The sequence below is a fragment of the Segatella copri genome (genome assembly GCF_051861805.1).
Classification (GTDB): Bacteria; Bacteroidota; Bacteroidia; order Bacteroidales; family Bacteroidaceae; genus Prevotella; species Prevotella copri_M.
Map to the genome: position 1 here is coordinate 1,811,874 of NZ_CP146520.1, position 18,691 is coordinate 1,830,564.

Genomic DNA, 18,691 nt, shown 5'->3' on the forward strand with positions numbered 1-18,691 from the left:
ATGAATATGAAGAAAATAACAATTTTATCGTTTCTGATCATGGCTTTTGCCATGGTCAGTTTCTCAGCCTGTTCTAATGAGGATACCATCGGAGGCGGTGAAGGCCTCTCTAAGGATTTCGTGGTTTCCCGTTCTGATATGGCGTTTACGAAGAATGGCGGTGAGACAGATTTATATGTCAAGGCGGCTCAGGTACCAACGGTTTCTACCGAAGCGGCTTGGTTGGCTGTAACTCCAGTGGCTGGCTCTTCTAGTATTACCCATCATTTCCTCATCAAGGCAGAGGCAAATACAGCCAATGATGACCGTTCGGCAACTATCACCGTAGCGGCTGGTTCTGATACCAAAACTATTACCGTGAGCCAGAACTCTACCGAGGGACTGCTCATCACATCTAGTAAAAATGTAAATGTAGGGGCTGCCGGTGGTCAGGTTACTGTTACCCTGAAGGCAAATGCAAGTTATTCTCAGGTCATCAGCAATGAATGGGTGAGTGAGATTACTGCTCGTGCCAACATGGTGGAATACACCCGCAACTATTCGGTGGCTGCCAACATCAGCAATGCCCGTTCGGCAACCATCAGCTATACCATGGTGGTAAACGACAGTACTTCCATCACCGAAGCTGTTACCATCAACCAGGAGCAGGGTACTACTACTGGTGATATGAGTAAGACGGCTATGGATATTGCAGCCTTGATGTATCCTGGCTGGAACCTGGGTAATACGATGGAGGCAGGAAATGCTGCCAATAACTGGAAGAATACCAGTATCGGTTCTGAAACTTCATGGCAGTCGGCAAAGACTACCCAGCAGTTCATCGACCTGGTGAAAGTTTCTGGTTTCAAGAGCGTCCGTATTCCTTGTTCTTGGGTAATGGGGCACATCACAGATGCTGAGGCTTGCACCATCGATGCCGATTGGCTGGCCCGTGTTCACGAGGTGGTAGATTACTGCATCAAGAACGATCTCTATGTCATCATCAACCAGCATTGGGATGGTGGATGGATTGAGCATGATGGTTTGACTGCTGCTACTGATGTGGATGCTACCAAGGCAAAACTCACCAAGATCTGGACTCAGATAGCCAATAGTTTCAAGGATTATGACGAGCGTCTTATCTTTGCCGGTATGAATGAGCCTGGTGTGGGCGGCGGTGATGCCAATGCATTGCTGGGCACTGCGGATTTGGCCAATAGGATTGCAGAGTATGAGCAGACTTTCATTGAGGCAGTGCGTGCCACAGGTGGCAACAATGCCAAGCGAGTTCTGGTGGTTCAGGGTCCTAATACCAATATCGACAATACCGTAGCTCATAATTATATGGATAAAATCCATGATTCTGCAACAGACCGATTGATGGTAGAGGTTCACTTCTACGATCCATATCAGTTTACTGATTTGAGTGAAGACAAGGATTGGGGCAAGTACTATCTCTATTGGGGTAAGAACAACCAGGGTGGTGATGCCGACCGCACTGCTGATGCCAAATACAATGAGGATTATGTAGAGGCTCAGATGGAGAAGATGAAGACTCATTTCTTCGACAAGGGTTATCCAGTGTTGATTGGTGAGTTTGGTGCCAACCAGCGTCTGGCTATCGGTAAGGATGCGCTTCATGATGCATCCGTGAAGGATTACTACAAGGCTGTTGTTACCAGTGCCATCAATAATGGTTGTGTGCCTGTGGCTTGGGATACGAATAGCGGTCTTCCTAGCATGACAATTTTCAATCGTGCAAATACCACCGTTAGCAATGCCCATATTCTGGAGAGCATCCAGGAGGCTGTGAAGACAGCTTCTTGGCCTGCAAAATAAATTTTTAATAAAGCCTCACTTGAGGTTGGAATGAGCCTCATTTGGAGTTGGAGTAAGCCTTACGTAACGTTCGTTTAAGGCTCAATCCAACTTCAAGTGAGGCTTACTTGTTTTTCTTTTCCTTTTGCTTTTATTGCCAATTCAGTTGTTTCTGTTTTTATTTATATTGTTGTTTTCTCCTTTCACATTTATCTTATTGATTTGTAGATGAATAGGTTAGGTGTGAAAGGAAAATGGTATCAAAGAAATAAAAAAACAAAGATAAGTAAAATAGTATCAGTAATCAGCAAGATAATACCATATATTCTCGATATTTAGTTGTATCTTTGCAACTGAAAAAATGCTATATATAAGAAATAACAATAAATATAAACCTAATTTAATTAAGCAAAGCTTATGAAAAAGTTTTTTACTATTATGGTAGCAGCTTTTGCTGCAGTTAGTGCTTTTGCACAAAGTAGAACAACATTGTGGGAAGGTGAGCAGGTAATGGATGGCTCATGGCCTAATGTGGGTGTGGAACTCAGCAACTTGGCAACTGCTAAGGCTGGCGATAACATAGTTGTTACTACCTCTAAGGTAGATGCTTCCATTAATGCATCCTGGGAGTGGGGCTCTAAGGTGTTCCTGAAAGTCAATAGCGGTGCCAATGGTGCTTGGGAAGACATGGCAGGTACTTCTGAGGTAGTATTCCTGGAACCAGGTGAGGCGAAGTTTGAAATTACCAATGAGTCTCTGGAGCAGTTTAAAAAAGCCTCAAGTTTCTTCGTTCAAGGCATGTGCGTTGTTGTTTCTAAGATTGAGTTGGAGAGTGCTGTTGCTACAACGTCTACTCAGCTTTGGAGTGGTGAATGCGCATTCGGCAATTGGGCTGATGGTTTCAGCGTTCCTGCTGAGAAGTTTGCTAATGCTTCTGCTGGTGATGTCTTGGAGTTTGTTTATACTACTGATACTGAGACTACAGAGAAGTGGTGGCAGTTTAAGACCATCTTTGCTGGTACAGAAGATGTGTTGACTTCTAATAAGGCAGACTTGAATGAGTATGGTTGTGCTACTGTAGCAAGTGGCAGTACTTCATATAAGATTGTCTTGAATGCAGAGGATATTGCTAGATTGAAGGAAACAGGTTTGTTCGTCAATGGACATTTCAATATTGTTACAGCTGTTAATCTGATTCAGGCTGTCAAGGAACCTTCTACTGGCATAAGCAATGCATTTGTGGTTACTCCTGCCAAGGATTCCAAGACATTCAATCTTGCAGGTCAGCAGGTGGGTGCATCTTATAAGGGTGTTGTAATCAAGAATGGCAAGAAGTTTGTTCAATAATCGTGGGTTTGAAACTCAGATGGTTTAGTTTTATTAGTATTTATCAAGAAAAGGGCTAGGTTGCTGGTTGCAATCTAGCCCTTTCGCTTTTAGTGCTCTAAATAGAGTCCGTTCAACTTTTCCAGGAAAACACTCACATCATCATTCACCAACTCCATAAATCCATGGGTCTTACTGTTGGCTACTCCAGGATAAGGAGTGTAATAATGTTCATTGATTGGTTCTCCCTGGTTTCTTCCAAACATCAGGTAGGCAATGTGATGCTGCTTCAATTCAGGAAGAAGGACTTCCGAGAAGATGCTGGAATCGCCAATCGATTCGATGCCTGTTGTCATGCCGAAAGCATTGTTATGCTCCTGTGCAAAAGGCAATGCCTGGGTGATGATTTCCTTCATGCTCTGCTGATAGAGGGGAAGACGGATGGCATTCCTGGGTTGCAGATAGGTGACGTTGATGACATCAATCTGATGGTCTGGATATCGTTCCATCAGCTTCTTTCCAGGCTTGTAGGTCTCTGAATAGCCGTAAACTACATTGGTTACGTCATTATCCCCTAACAGGTCCTGCAATTTCTTGTAAAGTTCGATGTATTCGTCTTTGCTCAACTGGCAATACCAGGCTTTTCCGTCGATAGGAAGAAGATTGAGCACCACGGGTGCCTTGATACCATAACCGTCTTGCAGGGTGTCGAGATACTTGGCCACTTGTTTGGTGTATTCCTCCAGCAAATCTGCGTTGCCGTTGTAATTCGGCATCGTCCAGTTCATGATGAGTAATCCTCCCTTGCGGAAGTGGTTGAGCACATCTTCCCGGATGGCCTTGAAAGGAACTCCATCTGCATTCTGCTGCTTTCCGCTCTCGATGCCGGCAAGTTCATATCCATTGGCTGCCGGACGGTAACCGCAGAGTGCCTTCATGTCGCAGCGGTCGCTATCGCATTCCCATCTGTTCCAGCCCATTCCGCTCAGGGTGCCGTACATCTGTCCGATGAGGGTTCCCTTGTTGGCGAAAGCCTTGAGGTTGGTCTTCAGATTCTCCGTGCGGGTAGTAAGACCGCTCATGGCAATCTCATCGTACGATTTCTTTTTCTTTTCACCGCAGGATGCGAAAGCCACGAGTGCTGCAAAAATCAATATGAAATATCTGATTCTCATGTCTTTTATTCGTTATATGCCTTCTTCATGGCTTCTACCACGGTAGGCAAGGTCCACTGTGGTACACTTCTGTCTGTACCGTCGAAGATGCTCATCCAGTAGAAGGTGGCTACGCCGTATGCCTTTGCCTGCTTCACAATGTCGGCAGCCTGGTCGGCAGCAGCCTGAATTTCGCTGGCAGAACTGTTCTTGCTGACGCTCTTGCTTCCGTGTGTACCGTATTCGCCGATGATGCAAGGGATGCCCTTGCTGATGAATTTATTGTTCAGGCGGGTGAACATATCAGCGATTTCCTTGCTGCAGGAAGCATCCCATTTGCCTTTGGCAAACCAGTCCCAAGGTGAGTAGGTGTGTACTTCTACTGCGATATGGCCATCCACCTTGTCGGTAGGGATGGCGAGGTTGTTCAATACGTCGTCACCATTAGCTGCAGCATAGGTATTGATGATGAGGTTGCGGGTCTCGTTGTTGCCACCTGTGGCACGTACTGCATTCACAAAACTCTGGGCATATCCGTTCAAACCCTTATAGCTGCTTGCGCTCTTTGGTGCATTCCAGGTGTTGTCGGCATCAAGCATCTCGTTGTAACCTTCGAACACCAGGTGATGGTCGTAGTTCTTGAAACGGGTGGCAATCTGAGTCCAGAGATACTCGAACTTCTCCTTGTTCTCCTTGTAGTTGGCTTCATCAGCCTTGATCCAGTGTTTCACATCATCACTATCAGCACCTGTATCATGGTGAACATTCAGGATGCAGTACATACCGTTGTCAATCACGTAATCAACGATTTCCTGTATTCTGTTCATCCAGGCTTCATCCACGGTTCCGTCTTCCTTCATGTGCTGGAACCAGGTAACTGGGATGCGGACAGAATTAAAACCATTCTTCTTCAGGAAATCTACCATCGGTTTGGTGGTAGGAACCTGTCCCCATGCTTTCTCGAAATCAGTAACAGAATTGCTGTTCATGTTCATCCACATGGCTACCACATCTGTGCAGTTGCCGAAATTGGTACCGATGCCCATGTTCTTTACTGCATCCACAGCACTTTCCTCTACATAGTTTGCGTTCAGGTTTACCTGATCGCGGGTAATCACGTTCTTGCTGTTCATAGCCGCTTTCCACCAGTCGTTGGATGGCATGTTGCTTCCATACCAAGGCATGAAGAAACTCCATTTTGCACCGGCATTCCAAGCCTCATCGATGCCGGCTGTAGCTGTGTTGCTGTTGGCATCAGTTCCGCATTCTGCCAGGGCTACGAGCTTGCCAGGATAGCGTGCCTGAATCTCCTTGAACTCCTGTGCCTGCTTGGCAGCATCATAACCGTAGAGGTCGCGACCGATGATATCTACATACTTGTCGCCGGGATACCAGTCGGCATCATTGTCATAGGTATTAGCATCGCCATTGTAATTCTGTGTGGTCCAAGCCCAAATCAGGTTGTGTATTCCCTTGCTCTGGAAGTAATCAAACATGGTCTGCCAAAGCTTCTTGTAGGTCTCGGCACCATCATATCCCCACCAGAACCAGGACTTGCCCCAGCTGTCACCTGATTTCAGACAGGCATTGCCGGCTGCCTCGTGGAAAGGACGCCAAACGGCAACAACGCCTGCATCCTGCAACTTCTGCAAGACTTCCACCACCTTATCCATTTCCTGATAGAACCACTTGTTCTCCCAAGTGCCGGCTGTCAATACGTTGGCTGCCTTGAAGGTGGTTTCAGATGGGGTGCAGGTCACACCGCTTCCATCTGTTCCCGGAACGGTGCTCTCGGTCTTAGGCACGTTGAAGTGCCACATCAGCGATACCAGTCCGCCTTGGTCTGCCCAGTTGGTAACAGGCGTGATGTCGTTGTAGTTGATCCATCCGTTGGAACCCTGCTTAGGTACATAGATATGGATGAAATCATAGCAGTTCATGGCAGGATATTTGCCTGTTGCTTTATAAATCTTATCTGCTTCCTGGGTGTTCCAGTTAACGTTGGCGATGACCGAAGAGATGGTCTTGCTTCCATAATTCAGCTGCAGATATTTGTAGAGACGCTTGGTCTTCTCTGTTGCGGCTGGGTCAGCGAGATTCACATTGCCCACTTCGCTTTCGTGATAGATAGAGAAAACGACATTGTTAATCTTGTTGATGTCGTATGTTTCCCATGCTCCGAAGTCCTCCAGACCTTTCAGATAAATTTCCAGTTGGTTGTTAGCATTATGCTTCATGCTGCTGACGGTATTGCTTTCGCCTGTCAGATTCCATTCAGCTTGCTTTCCTTCCGAATTGTTGATGGTAATCTTGTCACCATCAGTTTGTGCCAAGGCAGTGAATGAAATCATTACTGCCAGAAGTGAGAGTAATATCTTTTTCATTGTCTTGCTACTTTGATGGATTTGTTATTGATTTTGATGATGTATACGCCGTGGGTCAGCTCATCCAGCGGGATGATGGTCTTGTCTCCGGCGAGGATAGGGGAGAGGCTTACAGCCTTTCCGTCGAGGGCGAAGGCGCTCACCTGGTTGTGGGTTCCGTCCACGATGATGCGGTCTCCTTCGAAGGCAAACTTACTGTTGGCTTCAATTTGCTGGATGCCCGTAGTGGTGCCATAGGTGAAGGTGGAAACCTTCCACAGTTCGTAACTGGCAGTAGTAGCTGTAGATGTTACAGTCATCTTGTCATTTCCGAAGGTTACTTCCGGTAGAGTGCTCAGTGCAAACTCTATCCTGCTTCCATCGTTGAATGAAACAAACAGCGACTTGCCGTCGGCAGCTTTGGCTGAGATGCAGCTCAGGGCTACCAGTAGGGATAATGCTATTTTCTTCATATCGGGTTTATGTTTTAATTAAATGAATTGGTTAAAATTAAAAATGTGGCGCAGTTGATAAAACTACGCCACAAATTTACGAATTATATTTCACATAAATGCGTTTTTTATGTTAAATATATCTATCTCATGGGAGGATAGTAATCTTGGTTACTCCTGTCAAGTCGCCCTGAATAGCAAAGCCACATGAGTGTGCAACTTCTACAGCTGTTTCATCAAAAACATATTCAAGTTTACTTTCTGAAGGATTCCAATCTGCAATAGTTGTTATATTTGGCCAACCATCTTCATTCTTATTGATCTGTACTTGTCCCTTGACGGTAGGGTCTTTGTAAACAATCAGTTTAGAACCAACTTTTACCTTTACTTTCTCAAATACGTCTTTGGTCAAATAGAATTTTCCACTGCCACTTGACCATGAGAAATCAAATGGATATGTTATTTTCCCATTATCCATATTCGTTACAAGTTCTGCGATATCCTTTTCGGCAGGAACCACCTTGAACTCAGGACCTTCAATCTTGTTGCCATCAAGATCTTCCATTACAATCTTGTATGTACCTACTTCTGCTGTGGCAGGAACCTGGCAGACAATCTCGGTGTTGCTGCGTGATGTATAGCGATTTACCTTGTAAGAACCGATATAGAGGTTCTGGATGTTCTGGAAGTTCTTACCTGTGATGGTGATGGTTGAACCTGCGATAGCCTCGCCTGGTGTTACGGATGCAATTGCTGGATCAGTAGCAGCCTTGATGCTCAATTGACCATCGATGTTGATAGTGATACCATTCTTCAGGTTGAGCTTGAAGCCTGAACCGGCGCAGGCTGCAGGAACTGTCACTGCGATGGCTTGGGCATTCTGTGCTGCAAATTTGTCAACGGTCTGCTCTACATCGCCAGGGAAGGTGATGCTCTTCACGAGGTCGAGATCTGTACCCTTGATGACGGTCTTCTCGCCAGCTGTGATGGCTGCTGGTGTGCAGGAAGCTACGGTTGGCTCCACCAGGGTATAGGCTACTACAACGGTCTTGCCATTATCAAGACTCAAAGTGATGTCGCCTTTCTGTGCATCCTCTGGTACTGTAGAAGTAACCTTTGTTGTCTCAACCTTGTTAAGCTTAGATTCCTTGGCGTTAGGGAATGCAATACCTGTAATCAGATCCATATCCTTACCGGTGATGGTGATTTCAGCACCATTCTTCACTGGATTAGGTGTTGCAACAAGCTGGGTAGGAACCACGGTGATGATGTTGCCTACAGGAACTTCTACACCGCTCTTGGTTACTACGTAGAAGGTACCGTCGGTAGCCTTGACAGGAACAGCAACGGTAATCTCTGTAGCGCTTTGTGACTTGAAGTCGGCAGCATCAACAGTAGCACCCTCAAACTTCACGCTGGCAATCTGGTCGAAGGCAGAACCCTTGATGCTCAATATTTCGCCAGCCTTGATGTTGCGGTTCTCGATAGGAGTAGCCTCAGGAGTGTTGATGGTCAACTCTTCCTTGGTCTCCAGAGAAGTTCCGTCTTTCAGCGTATCAGTCAGTGTTATGACACCTGTTCTAGCCTCTACAGGAATCTTTACTTGGATGGTATAGCGGTCGTGACCTACGAACTCTGCCTCCTTGATGGTATCGCTACCGGCGAAGATAACGCCGTGCATCAGGTTGAGGTAATCACCCTTGATGGTCACTACGTCGCCTACATTACCTACTATAGTACCTTCGTTACCTACGAAGAACTTGGTGATTTCGATGTCCTCGCGATAGGTGATAGGAGATACGGATGTAATCTCACCACCCTTCTTGGTCTTCAGGACAATCTGACCCGGCTCGCATTTTTCTGCAGGAACCTGGATGGAAATCTTGCTGTTGTAGCCGCTCTGGAGAATCTCGTATGCGGTGATAGGGTCTGCACCTGGAAGGTTGACAGACTCAATCTGGTCCAGATTGGTACCATAGAAATATAAGGTACCGCCACGGAGCACTGGGCATGGACCGAATGACTGGAGAGAGATGTCGTTGCCATACTGGTCGGTAGAGAGATCATCTCCGTCGTTGCACGCAGTCAGCGATAGCCCTACGAGGGCTACCACCAACATGGCGAATATTTTGCTTATCTTTTTCATATCAATTCAGATTATAAGTTTATTTATTTGGAACCACACGGATGTTGTCAATCTTGATGATTGGGTGACACTTCACACCTGTAGGCAATACTGATGCGTCGTTGTAGGCACCCTTGACAATGAAGATGTTGAAAGCGTCGAAGTCGCCCACGCCGCTGTATTTCAGTCCCTTGTTTCCATCATAGTCGTAAACGAAGTTGGCCAAAGGAAGGGTAACGGTTACCCATTTTCCATCTGTGTGATAGAGCTTGTCATCGTTGTTCTGCCATGGCATGTAGAGGGCACGTGCCAATTGACCCTTCTCATGGAAGAAGGTGTTGTTGGCTCCAGCCAATGTGTTGCCATAGATATCCTTCACACCTGCCGCACCATTTGAGACGAGGCTGCTGCTGCCGAAGTAAATCTGCATAGGGGCAGCAGACCAGGCGTTGTCCTTGTCGATGTACATCTCGAACTTCAGACTCATGTTCTTCCAGTCGCTGAAGTTGGCGAGATCCTGCATACGTGGACGGCTAGAGTAAGTTTCCGGATCCTGCCAGCTTCCTGGCCAGTACTCGAACGAGAAGTTACCGTCGTTCCAGGCACCGTTTGTATCCATGTCGGCATCGCCCATCACGAGGAAGTTGCCGCTTAATGAGGTAGCATCGCTCTTGATGTCGCGATTGTGCCAACCATTGTTGCCCAACACTTCTCCACCTTCCTTCCAAGGAGTATCAAAGTCGAAGAGCATACCGCGGTTGTCCATGTAGCGGAAGCCTGCCTTGGTTGTACCATTGATGGTGGTGATGGTGATAGGCTCATGCTTAGGCATATCCTCCGGCATATTGAAGCGGATGCTGTTCAGGCTGATCTTCAAGTCCTCGTAAGGGATGGTGTAGTTATCACCCACCTTGATAGTCAGATGACTGTCGTCGTAATCCAGGAAGTAGTCGCCCTTGATGGTTACTTCTTCGCCTGGAGCCGCCCACTCGTTACTCATGCTATTGATGGTTGGAGCAGGAACCACGGTCTTGAAGCTGTAGTCCAAAGTGTCATTGTTGTTGGTGATGAAGTAAATCTTGTCAGTCACCTTGCCTGGAATGGTCTTTGGTACCGTTACGATGATGGTGTTGTCCGTCATGTAACTGGTGTTCAGTACGGCAGCCTGGTCGTTGAAGTTGATCTTGGTCACACTTCTCAGGTTTCTACCCACAATACAGATGGTATTGTTGAGAGATGCACCAGTAAGCAGTGAGTCCTTGCTGGCAGCATCCACAGGGCGAACATAATCGATGGTAGGGGTTCCGCCTGCAACTTCATACTTGTCTGGCTCGTCCTCGCAAGAAGTGAATCCCGCGCTGACTGCTGCAAGTGCCACGGCGAATAAAGCCCCATTTATATTCTTGATATTCATAATGAAATTCTCTTTATTGATTAATAACTATAGGTATTAATAACTGAATGTATTACGTACATCTACGTGTACTGGAGTTGCGTTGCTACCCAGGTTAGGGTTCAGGGCTACGTCCTCTGTTGGGAATGGCAATGTAAAGCTGCTGGCTGTTACATTAGGAGCTGCTGTATTCTCATCATACTGCATCTTAGAGCTGTCCCATGTACCACTGTTGTAGTATGCCTTGTAAACTTCATCACAGTTCCACATCTGGTTGCGGTGCTGTGCCTTCAATTCCTTGATGCAGCTGTCTACATCATAGTATGCACGGCGCACGTAGTCGTACCAGCGGTCACCCTCACCAGCAAACTCCAGGCGGCGCTCCTTCCAGATGTCATCGAATGTAAGAGAGGTCTTTCTTACGAAGCCCTGCCACTCGTATGCACGGCCGCGAACCTTGTTGAAGCAATCCAGGGCAAGTGCATCGGTATTGTTACCCATCTGTACCTGTGCCTCTGCATAGATCAGATAGATGTCTGAAAGGCGGAGGAGCGGAGTAGGGAGAGCATTTGACATACGGCCTGGCGTGATGCCCAACTCAGCCTTGTGGTCTGCGTTGTCACCGAAGAGATGCTTTACGTTGTTACCTCCGCAAAGACCCTGGCACTGACCGGTAGCTGCTGTATTGTAATCCTTGTTATACCAGAAATCCAGATAAGAGAATCCCTTCTTCAAACCATCCTTCTGTGCTTTGGCTGGAAGATCGTGGTCTCTCCAGAAGTATGAATATACATCGCCTGGCATCATGATAGTTGCCTTGCGGCGGTGGTCAGGATCTATACGACTGCTAGGATCATCCTTAGGAGATACACCGAAGGCTTCCATTAAGTCAACGGATGGACCGCGCCAACCGCCCCAGCAGTCACCATTCTCGTCGAAACCTTCTGGAGCCAGGTCGCTCTGGAGGGTATTCTGAGAAGTCCACTTAGAACCTACTGTCCAGCGCCATGCTATCAAAATCTCGTCGCAGAACTGGTTTGAGCCACGGAAGATATCTTCGTAGTGCTCCATCAATCCTCTGCCTGAGTTCTCGATGACATCCTTTGAATATTCGGCAGCTTTCTTCAAATCTTCCTGGTTCAGGGTGCCTGAAACACCAGCCTTGGTCAGATAAACCTTACTGAGCAAACCTTCTGCACTATAGTAGTCGATACGGCCTGTAGTGCTCTTTTCCTTAGGAAGAAGTTCCATCGCTTTTTCCAGGGTCATGATGATATACTCATATACATCAGCCTTTTCTACCTTGCTCAACTGGTTGTAGTCACCCTTGCCAAGCGTCTCTGAGTTGCTGTGGATGATAGGCACATCACCGAAGGTACGTACCAGGTAGAAGTATGCCATCGCCTTCCAGGCAAGACACTCGCCCATGCACTGGTTTTTTACCTTTTCTGAGGTGTTGATGGCGTTCTTCAATGATTCGTAAACGGTACTGCAGTGACCAATCTCAGCCCAGAGAGAGTAAGACATGTTCACCAGGTCCTCATCGGTACCGTTGGTACTGAAGTTCATGTAAGGACTTGATCCCCAGTACATATTACCTGACATAACCTCACCAATCTTGATGAAACCACGCTGGAAGTCATACCAAGGTGAGTTGTAGAGATAGTTTACGCCAGAGATGCAGGAAGCATCACCGTTGTAATAGTTCTCTGTGTTGTAATTGTCCTCTACAGGTTTGTCAAGGAAGTCTCCGCAAGAGGTCATTCCCATACCGAGGAGCATTACAAATGCTGTATATTTAATGTTCTTAAATTTCATAACTGTTCGTTTTGGATATTAGAATGATAAGTTCAAACCAAATGTAACGGTGGTTGGAGAAGGGTAGCGACCGAAGTCCAGACCATATACATTCGCACTCTGAGTAGAGAGACCTACCTCTGGGTCGTAACCGCTGTAACCGGTGATGGTGAAGAGGTTAGATGCTGTGAGAGTCAGTCGGAGATTGGTCAGACCAATCTTCTGGATGAGCTTCTGGTCGAATGTGTATCCCAGAGCCATGCTCTTCAAGCGGAGGTATGAACCATCCTCAATATAACGGTCGCTGAATGCGTCGTTATCGTTAGGGTCGTTGATGGATGCACGTGGGTACATCGAGTTTGGATTGTCAACGGTCAGATTAGAGATGTTGTCATACCAGTTACCAGTCTGGTTACCATCCTTGGCTACGAGGTGAACTCGCTTGTTGACATCTTTCAACTGGTTGCTCCATGGAGAGTTCATGTGAGTCATCTTCATGTTCAGATAGTTGGCTACCTTGGCGCCTACAGAACCATTGATGAAGATATTCAGGTCGAAGTTCTTGTAGCGGAAGGTATTGTTCCATCCGAAGGTCCACTTTGGCAGTGGAGAACCGATGTTGGTCTTATCATTCTCGTCAATCTTGCCATCATTGTTGATGTCCTTGTATTTCAAGTCGCCTACGTAGGTGGTGTTGGTACGATTCAGCTTGCTGGCATCCTTCCAAGAGTAATGCTTGGTGCCGTTGGCATCGGTGGTCTCGTTGTAGTTGTTCTTCTGGAGAGTCTGAACAGGAGAGCTGAGGATATCTTCGAGATCCTTATATACTCCCTCTACTACGTAACCGTAGAAGCCGTAGAGTGATTCGCCTGGTACGGAACGTGACACAACATCGCTCCACTGTCCCTTGCCGAGCAAGGCAGTACTGCCCGAAAGACTCTTCAGTTTGTTCTTGTTGATAGATATGGTGACGTCTGAACTCCAATCGAAATCCTTGGTAACGATAGGGTGGGTGTTGAGTGCAATCTCAAGACCGGTGTTCTCGATATCACCATAGTTTCCGTATGGTGCAGCGAGGGCTGAAGATGCATTACCGCTGGTACCCATGATGGAAGGCAGGTTGAGCTGCATCAGCATGTCCTTACTCATCTTCTTATACCAATCTACGGTCAGATTTATGCGGTTGTTTAAGAATCCGAGGTCGAGACCTACGTTCCACTGCTCCTGAGTCTCCCACTTGATATCGAGGTTCTTCAGGTTGGCAGGGCGGAAGCTGGTACCCAGGGCTGTATCCATGGTGCTCATCGCAGAACCCCACTTGTAACCACCGATGTTGGAGTTACCTGTCTGACCCCAACCGATACGTAACTTACCATTGCTCAGCCACTTGATGTTCTTCATGAACTGCTCGTTGGTGAAACGCCAACCCAAAGCCAATGAATGGAAACCTGCCCAACGGTTGTTTGGACCGAAGTTGGAACTGCCATCATAACGATAGGTATAGGTGGCGAGATAACGGTCATCGTAGTTGTAAGTCTCACGGGTGAAGAAGGAAGCCATGGAAGAACTTCCCCAACCGGCACCTATCTGTGGGTCGCCCTGACCCAATGCAGGGTTGTGAACTACATCGTTAGGAAGATTGGTGTTGAATGCTGATACATAGTCATATTTTGATTCCCAGCACTCCTGTCCGAGCATAGCTGTGATACTATGTTTGCCGATAGTTGTAGAATATTGCAGATAGTTGTTCAACGACCAGAAGTTATTGCTGTTCTTCTGCAGGCGGCTCTGGTTACTCTGACGCTTCCAGGTTCCGAGGTCAATCATCGGGTTGTAGGTCTCAGCCTTGGATGCACCGATATCGAAACCCAACTGGCTATGCCAGGTTAAGCCCTTCATCAGGGTGATATCTGCAAAGACACTACCATTAAGACTCTGACGGTCGAGCAGAATATCATCTTCCATAGCCATGGCGATAGGGTTAGGATTGGTGAATCCTTCCTTAGATACGCTTGAGTATCCGCCATCAATATTGTAAATCTGGATATCTGGAGGTGTTGTCAAAGAGTAGTTGATCAAACCTTCTTCACCATCTGCCAGCTTCAAACTCTCTGCTGTCTTTGAATAAGTTGCGTTCAAGCCGAGCTTGAACCATTTCTTCAACTGTGCTGAAAGGTTCACACGCATAGAATAGCGCTGGAATTCTGATCCGATGATAGTACCGTCCTGGTCTGTCCAGTTGCCTGAGATATAGTAGTTTACCTTATCAGTACCACCTTCTGCTGCGATTTGGTGAGACTGCTGCCATGCTGTCTGGAAGATAGCATCCTGCCAGTTGGTACCGATACCAAGGATAGATGGGTCGCTATATACAGGGTCTGGCTTGGAGATTTCGCCCTGGTTAGCCAAATCGTTGTAATATTCTGCAAACTCGCGCAAGTTCATGATATCCAGGCGCTTGTTCTGTCGACTTGCAGCTACGCTACCGGTATAGGTAAACTTAGCTTCGCCTGCCTTACCCTTCTTGGTAGTAATCAAAACGACACCATTGGCACCCTGAGCACCATAGATAGCAGTAGCAGAAGCATCCTTCAATACCTCCATGCTCACGATATCGCTAGGGTTGATCAAAGAGAGAGGAGATACGGCTGAGTGAGAACCGTTACCGAGCTTATCACCCAAACCGAGTGATGAACCGCTGTTGCTCTGAGAGTTGAAGATGACACCATCTACAACGTATAATGGCTCAGAATTGGCATTGATAGTAGCGATACCACGCACGCTAACGGCTACGGCAGAACCTGGCTGACCGGATGTCTGGACAGCGTTTACACCGGAAATCTTTCCCTGGAAAGCCTGGTCAACGTTGGTGATAGGAGTTTGCTTCAATGTCTTTTCGTCCATAGAAGCGGAAGCACCGGCGAGGTCGCTCTTCTTCATGGTACCATAACCTACAACCACTACTTCCTGAAGACTGTTGTTGTCTTCGGTCAAAGTAATGTCGTACTTGTTCTGACCGCCCACCTTGAATGATTTGGTGATGTAACCTACGTAAGATACTTCCACGATCTGTCCGGCAGACACATTCAGGATGTAGTTACCATCCATGTCGGTTACTGCGGCATTTTTAGTACCTTTCACTTTCACTGTAGCGCCAATGATAGGTCCCATTGGGTCAGAAACGTTACCAGTGATTTTTTTAGTTTGTTGTACAGCTTGACTCGTTGTGATTCTGGCTGCAAAAGTTTGCTGAGGAGAGATGCCGAGAAGACTCAGGGCTGCTACACCAGCAAGCAACTTTTCTCTACTTTTATTGTTCATAAATTCCTTGTTTTGTTAGTTTGAATGGTTTTAGGAGAGGGTTAAGCCTTTTTTCCTATTTCCGCTGCAAAATTACTGCTTTTTTATGAAAAACAATATACTTATTTTGCTAATTGCTGATACTTTTTTACTTTATAGCAAATTTCTTGCAAAAAAATGATTTTTTGATGTTTGTAGACTTGGGATGCTTTTCATTTATTCTTTTCTCGGGAAAGAAGTTTGGAATCAATAGATTCCGTTGGGGTGATATATTATATATAATGTTCGCGTACCTTATATTACTTAGCATCCTTATATGATATTAGTATCATTGGATTTTAAAAATAAGCACTTTTTTTCATCTTTGCAGAAAAGTATGTTTATTGAGCAAAAAAATACATGAGAAGTTCGAAAATTTGCAGTATCTTTGCAGCCGTAAAACAGAAAATAAACAATTAGCAATAAATTAATAACGATTGAACAATGAAGCAGCATGTTTTTAGGTTTATAATGATAGTTGTTGTGATGAGTTTGCTCGGGTCGTTAGACCTGAGTGCACAAATCAAAGGAAATAACATCGTAGTAACGGTGATACCTGACCACCAGGATTGGAATTATCGGGTAGGCGAGAAGGCAACCTTCACGGTGAATGTCCGCAAGAGTGGAACACTATTAGATAATGTAAATATTGATTACGAGGCTGGTCCGGTGATGTTTCCAGATGTGAAGAAAAGTACCATCCTCAAGGATGGAACGATGAAATGGAGTGGGGCGCTGAAGCAGCCAGGCTTCTATCGTTTCAAGGTCATCGCTCATGTGGATGGAAGAAACTACGAAGGACTCTGCACTGCAGGTTTTTCACCTGAGAAGATTCTTCCTTTCGCACAGGAACCGAAGGATTTCGATGCCTTTTGGAAGAAGGCACTTGATGAGGCTCGCCAGAACGACCTTAATCCTACGATGGTTCTCCTGCCTGAGCGTTGCACCAAAGACAAGAGAGTTTTTGAAATCAGTTATAACAACAATCGCTGGGGCTCTAAGATGTACGGCATCTTGAGCGTACCGGTGAAAGAAGGCAAGTATCCAGCCTTGCTTCGAGTTCCGGGTGCAGGTGTTCGTCCTTATTCGGGCGACACTTACACTGCACCTTCCGAGTGCATTGTCCTCGAAATCGGTATCCACGGAGTGCCTGTTACCATGGAGCAGAAGGTGTATGATGATCTTGCCAACGGTGAACTGAATGGTTATTGGGATACCAATCTCGAAAATCCTAACCGTAACTCTTATAAGAGAGTAGTAACAGGGGCCGTTCGTGCAGTTGATTTCATCGCCTCTCTCCCTCAGTGGAATGGTAAGACCATCGGCGTAACGGGTTCATCCCAGGGTGGATTCCTCTCCCTTGCTGTGGCAGCACTCGATAAGCGCATCACCTTCCTGGCTCCCGTACATGATGCCATGTGCGATTACGAGGCTGAAATTCACGGAGTTGCAGGCGGTTGGCCTCACTATTTCTATAAGGAAAATCAGGCTCAGGGAGCTGCATGGAAAGAGCGGAAACTCATGGAGTTAGAGAAAATGCGATTGGAAGGTGCCCGCTATTATGATGGCGCCAATTTCGCCCGTCGCATCACCTGTCCAGGCTGGTATAGTTTCGGATATAACGATGAGGTGGTTCCTCCTACTTCTTCTTACGGATTATATAATAGTGTGAAAGCGCCAAAGACACTGAGTCTTTACCAGATGACCGGTCATTTCTGGTATCAGGAGCAGTGGGATGAATGGCAGGCTTGGATTGTTCAACAATTAACTAAATAAAATTATGTTCGGAAAAAGAATATTGATCAGTGCTGTTTGTCTGCTGGCGATGCAGGGAGCTATGGCACAGGTGGATGGTACCACTGGTGCTTCTGTTCAGGCTGCAGGTACATCTTGCAGTAAAGACAAAAAGGTTTGCTGCAAAACACCAGCTGAGCAACAGATAATTCGTCTGCAGAAATTATTAAACAAGGGTATTATGTTGGGGCATCAGGATGATCCGGTGTATGGTACTACTTGGAAATGGGATCAGGGAAAGAGTGATGTGCTTCTCACCACAGGCGATTATCCTGCCGTGATGGGCTTTGACCTCGGCAAGATAGAGCTGGACAGTAAGGAGAACCTCGATGGGGTTCCTTTTGATAGAATGCGCCAGGAGATTATCGCCCAGAACAAGCGAGGAGGTATCGTTACCCTGAGCTGGCATCCTTGGAATCCGGCAACAGGCGAGAATGCCTGGGATCCGAAGGGAGATGCTGTGGCTGCCGTACTCGATGGGGGAGCACAGCAGAAGAAGTTCGATGCCTGGCTCAAGAAAGTATCAGACTTCATCCTCTCGCTGAAAGATAAAAAAGAAAATCTCGTTCCCGTCATCTTCCGTCCATGGCATGAAATGAATGGCGGATGGTTCTGGTGGGGAGCCAACAGTTGTACACCTGCACAATATAACCAGCTTTACGCAAAAACCTATCGCACACTTACTAAAAATGGATGTACAAATATCGTTTGGGCTTGGTCGCCTAACCTCGGAAGCGAGAAAACCGTTGAGGCTTTCCTGGAGCGTTATCCGGGCAATGACTTCGTGGATATGGTAGGCGTGGATGTTTATGAGTTTGACAACGATGATGCCAACTATCAGACCAATCTGAAGAATACCCTGGATGTAATGATGGAAGCCAACAAGAAAATCAACAGGATTCCTGCACTCACCGAGACAGGATGCCGTGGTATTTCGCAGAAGCAGAACTGGTTCACACAGGCTCTCTGGCCGGTACTTCAGAAGTATCAGTTGAGCTACGTTCTCTTCTGGCGAAATGCATGGGACAAGCCGCAGGAGGAAGCCTATCTCCCAGGTGTAGGCGATGGAGCCATCGTTGAGGACTTCAAGGCATTCAAGAAGGAAAAGAAAGTCTTCTTTGCCAAAGACATCAAGAAAGTTAAGTGAAGAA

General features: G+C 46.6%; 11 protein-coding genes. 4 read left to right on the plus strand and 7 right to left on the minus strand.

The window, feature by feature from the left end; genetic code table 11:
- The first annotated feature begins 6 nt into the window (after nt 1-6).
- Together V8Z93_RS06915 and V8Z93_RS06920 are read left to right on the plus strand one after the other, a co-directional pair.
- Nucleotides 7-1,818 carry a cellulase family glycosylhydrolase gene (locus V8Z93_RS06915; RefSeq protein ID WP_439432789.1) on the plus strand — a complete coding sequence of 604 codons (1,812 nt, stop codon included), beginning with the start codon at nt 7-9 and terminating at the stop codon, nt 1,816-1,818.
- A 396-nt stretch (nt 1,819-2,214) separates the two neighbouring features.
- Nucleotides 2,215-3,144, plus strand: coding sequence for a hypothetical protein (locus tag V8Z93_RS06920; protein ID WP_439432790.1), 930 nt, complete (start codon nt 2,215-2,217; stop codon nt 3,142-3,144).
- Between the two features lie 89 nt (nt 3,145-3,233).
- Here the strand turns inward: V8Z93_RS06920 and V8Z93_RS06925 are convergent, their stop codons facing one another.
- From V8Z93_RS06925 to V8Z93_RS06955, 7 genes are all read right to left on the minus strand, one after another.
- Nucleotides 3,234-4,298 (minus strand): hypothetical protein, encoded by a 1,065-nt coding sequence (locus V8Z93_RS06925; protein ID WP_439432791.1) that lies wholly within the window; start codon nt 4,296-4,298, stop codon nt 3,234-3,236.
- 5 nt (nt 4,299-4,303) lie between these two features.
- Nucleotides 4,304-6,661: a cellulase family glycosylhydrolase gene (locus V8Z93_RS06930; protein WP_439432792.1), complete on the minus strand. Its 2,358-nt coding sequence runs from the start codon at nt 6,659-6,661 to the stop codon at nt 4,304-4,306.
- Nucleotides 6,658-7,113 (minus strand): T9SS C-terminal target domain-containing protein, encoded by a 456-nt coding sequence (locus V8Z93_RS06935; RefSeq protein WP_203039534.1) that lies wholly within the window; start codon nt 7,111-7,113, stop codon nt 6,658-6,660. The genes V8Z93_RS06930 and V8Z93_RS06935 overlap by 4 nt, the downstream gene beginning before the upstream one ends.
- Before the next feature lie 127 nt (nt 7,114-7,240).
- Nucleotides 7,241-9,238 carry an IPT/TIG domain-containing protein gene (locus tag V8Z93_RS06940; RefSeq protein ID WP_439432793.1) on the minus strand — a complete coding sequence of 666 codons (1,998 nt, stop codon included), beginning with the start codon at nt 9,236-9,238 and terminating at the stop codon, nt 7,241-7,243.
- Between the two features lie 19 nt (nt 9,239-9,257).
- Nucleotides 9,258-10,631: a glycan-binding surface protein gene (locus tag V8Z93_RS06945; protein WP_439432794.1), complete on the minus strand. Its 1,374-nt coding sequence runs from the start codon at nt 10,629-10,631 to the stop codon at nt 9,258-9,260.
- Between the two features lie 36 nt (nt 10,632-10,667).
- Nucleotides 10,668-12,428, minus strand: coding sequence for a RagB/SusD family nutrient uptake outer membrane protein (locus tag V8Z93_RS06950; RefSeq protein ID WP_439432795.1), 1,761 nt, complete (start codon nt 12,426-12,428; stop codon nt 10,668-10,670).
- 18 nt (nt 12,429-12,446) lie between these two features.
- Entirely contained in the window at nt 12,447-15,728 is a 3,282-nt protein-coding gene (locus tag V8Z93_RS06955; protein WP_439432796.1) for a SusC/RagA family TonB-linked outer membrane protein, read from the minus strand.
- 504 nt (nt 15,729-16,232) lie between these two features.
- Here V8Z93_RS06955 and V8Z93_RS06960 point away from each other — a divergent pair.
- Together V8Z93_RS06960 and V8Z93_RS06965 are read left to right on the plus strand one after the other, a co-directional pair.
- The gene (locus V8Z93_RS06960; protein ID WP_439432835.1) at nt 16,233-17,522 is read left to right on the plus strand and encodes an acetylxylan esterase; all 1,290 of its coding nucleotides are present in this window, start codon (nt 16,233-16,235) and stop codon (nt 17,520-17,522) included.
- 4 nt (nt 17,523-17,526) lie between these two features.
- Complete coding sequence (locus V8Z93_RS06965) at nt 17,527-18,687, plus strand: glycoside hydrolase family 26 protein (RefSeq protein ID WP_439432797.1); 1,161 nt, start codon at nt 17,527-17,529, stop codon at nt 18,685-18,687.
- The last annotated feature ends 4 nt before the right edge of the window (nt 18,688-18,691 follow it).